Source organism: Rhodococcus sp. EPR-157 (assembly GCF_001647195.1).
Lineage (GTDB): Bacteria > Actinomycetota > Actinomycetes > Mycobacteriales > Mycobacteriaceae > Rhodococcoides.
Window position 1 is genome coordinate 1 of record NZ_LVCV01000197.1, and the last position, 2,638, is coordinate 2,638.

Here is a 2,638-nt window from a genome sequence, read left to right on the forward strand (position 1 = left end):
GATACTTTCGGCGGTGCTCGGCTCGACATGACCGTAGTAGCTGCCGTCGGGTAGGGCGACCATTCCGCCGGCGAATCGGTCACCGCCCATATGCGTGGATTCGAATACCGGCGAGCGTGCGTCGGCCAAAGCACGGACGACCGGGCGCCCGAACACTGCGCAACACGGGTCCTTCTTTCCGTGAGTGCAGACCAGATACAGAGGCTGGAATACTCGTTCACCGGACTCTGGCGGGATAGCGGCCACTGCGGCGGTGATATCGAGATCGAGTAGCTGGTTGAGGCGTCGATAGTGGTGGCGCGTGATCCATGGCCCGGAGCGCCCGGAGTGCACCAAATATGTTCGGCGTTGAGAAGTGTCGGACCGTGTCCGGTGCGGATCTCGTATCAGCTGAAGTCGGACACCTAGTTGCGCGCATCGCCTTTGCAGTTCGACGCCGACCTCACCGAGTGGCCCATCCGGTTGGAACGGTGCTACTCCCAGTCGCAACGGAACCGAATGGCGTCGGTTCACTAGCCGAGGAGCTGACAATCTTCGTCGGCTACGCCCTGCTAGGTACCGCGCGCATGCTCGGTTACGAGCGGTTTCGCTCCTGCGCGTCCCGACCTGCAATGGTGTGTTCGTCGATGTGAGCCGGGGCGGGCGGCGCCGCTACTGTATGCCCGAACTATGTGGCAATCGCATCAACGTGCCCACCACAGGCTGCGGAGGCATGCGCTCGGTGACAACTGATTCGGAGATTCTCATCTACGGAGATGACGCGATGCGGCGTCGTAGCAGTAGCGGATACATCACCCAGACACCGAAAAAGGTCGCCACTGCTGCAACGCCCGCGGTGACGGCCGCTTCGGGCCCGACGACGACGTCGGTGATCAAGACAACCACGCAGGTGAGCGTCACACCGAGCAAGATCAACCCCGCCATCGCCGCGCGGTGTGCCGCTGAGACCAAGTCTGCGAGCGCACGTCGCCGAAACAGCATCCGGTGCATCCCCACTGGAGAGGTCAACAAAATCGTGGCGGTCACCGAGGCGAGAACCGCGACCATATAGATCACTTTGTCGTATGCAGGGAGTTCGGCGAACTTGTTTTGGAACGGGAGAATGAGCAGAAATCCGGTCAGCAGCTGAACGCCGGTCTGGACCACCCGAAGCTCCTGCAGCAGACTCATCCAGTTTCGATCGAGCGATTGCTCGGGGCTTTCTCCACGGTGGCGCGAATTGAAGCCTTCGTTGCGGCTTTCCGACTGTTCTTCTGAGCTGCTATCCGACATCGTCATCGACCTGGTCTCGGCACACTGGACGCTCTGATGGTGTTCGGTACATCCATCTCGACTCCTCGCAATCGATGACCGCCCGACTCGGACAACATTGATCACTGGTGAAGCTGCGGCAGATAAGGGTTACCCACACCATGCGCAACGAATCATCGTATTGGCGGCGCTGCGATGGTCGAGGCATGCCAGGCACCAGAGCGTCGAGAAGCAAAGTTCGAGTTGTGCAGTAGTGATCGAGCGAGTCCCTGTCTCGTCCTCGCATCTGACTGCCGAATGTGGCGAGTCATTGCTTCCGCGGATCTGCTCCTTGCAACGAATCGGGCCGCATGCGCAGGCACGTTGCCGACTCGGCGAAGTGCAGGCAGGGTGGAGGGATGAGCGACACAACGAAGGTCACTGTCGAACGCACCATCGAGGCACCGGTCGACGCAGTTTTCGACGTCCTCTCCAACCCGGAGCGACACCAATCACTCGACGGCTCCGGATTCATCCGAGGTGTGGACCACGCCGATCGCATCCAGAAGGTCGGCGAAGTGTTCACGATGAACATGCAGGGCGATCACATGGGCGGCGAGTACCAAACCGACAATCACGTGTCCGGCTACGCCAAGGACAAGTTGTTGGCCTGGAAGACCGCGCCCGCAGGTACCGAGCCTCCCGGGTGGGAGTGGCTGTGGGAGTTGGAGTCTCAGGGTCCGAATGAGACGCTGGTCCGTCACACTTACGACTGGTCGAAGGTAACCGACAAGAAGCTCCTCGAGCAGGTGAAGTTTCCGCTGGTCACGGAGGATCAGCTGACTGCCACTCTGAGCCGGCTCGATGCCGAGGCAACTACCTGACCCGATTATCGTCCGACAGTTACGAATACCTCGATGGCACGTACTCGCCGTCGAGGTATTCGGCTTCTAGCAGCAACGTCCGGGCATGAGAAATGGTGTGCGGCAGCCAGACTGCCTGCACTGGGACGCGCGGGGCGTCGGCGAGGCTCGATACCCGCACCTGCCCGTTCAGGGCCGGGCCTACGGCTGCCGTGACGAGGGCGACTCGGTCCGTTCCTACGACGGCCGTTACCGGAGGTGTTCCCTGGATCGGGTTCACGACCAACGTGGGCTCGAAACCCGCACGTCTACAGGCAGAGACGAGGAAGTCAGTATAGAAGGAGTGCCCGGGTGGTGCCCACACCACCAGTGGCCAGTCGGCGATGTCCGGCAGTGAGATCTCGTTGCATCGGGCGAGGTCGTGGTTGGAATCGACTGCAATATTCAGTGTGTCGTAGTGGAGAACCGCGGTGGCCAGGTCAGGTGGTGTCATGACTCCACGTCTCAGCACGACATCGACGGTCCTGTCCACGAGCGCGTCGTGT

4 protein-coding genes are annotated in these 2,638 nt (G+C 61.0%); 1 reads left to right on the plus strand and 3 read right to left on the minus strand.

Annotation, left to right across the window (positions count from 1 at the left end):
• A partial coding sequence (locus A2J03_RS31595; RefSeq protein ID WP_331712363.1) for a sucrase ferredoxin occupies positions 1 to 333 on the minus strand: 333 nt, incomplete at its 3' end.
• Between the two features lie 414 nt (positions 334 to 747).
• Complete coding sequence (locus tag A2J03_RS09175) at positions 748 to 1,272, minus strand: DUF6328 family protein (protein ID WP_068372483.1); 525 nt, start codon at positions 1,270 to 1,272, stop codon at positions 748 to 750.
• 377 nt (positions 1,273 to 1,649) lie between these two features.
• On the opposite strand from A2J03_RS09175, the gene A2J03_RS09180 reads away from it, so the two are divergent.
• On the plus strand, positions 1,650 to 2,114 hold the full coding sequence (locus A2J03_RS09180) for an SRPBCC domain-containing protein (protein ID WP_068372486.1): 465 nt from the start codon (positions 1,650 to 1,652) through the stop codon (positions 2,112 to 2,114).
• A 19-nt stretch (positions 2,115 to 2,133) separates the two neighbouring features.
• Here A2J03_RS09180 and A2J03_RS09185 read toward each other — a convergent pair.
• On the minus strand, positions 2,134 to 2,638 hold a 505-nt coding region (locus tag A2J03_RS09185; protein ID WP_231912455.1), incomplete at its 5' end, for a LysR substrate-binding domain-containing protein.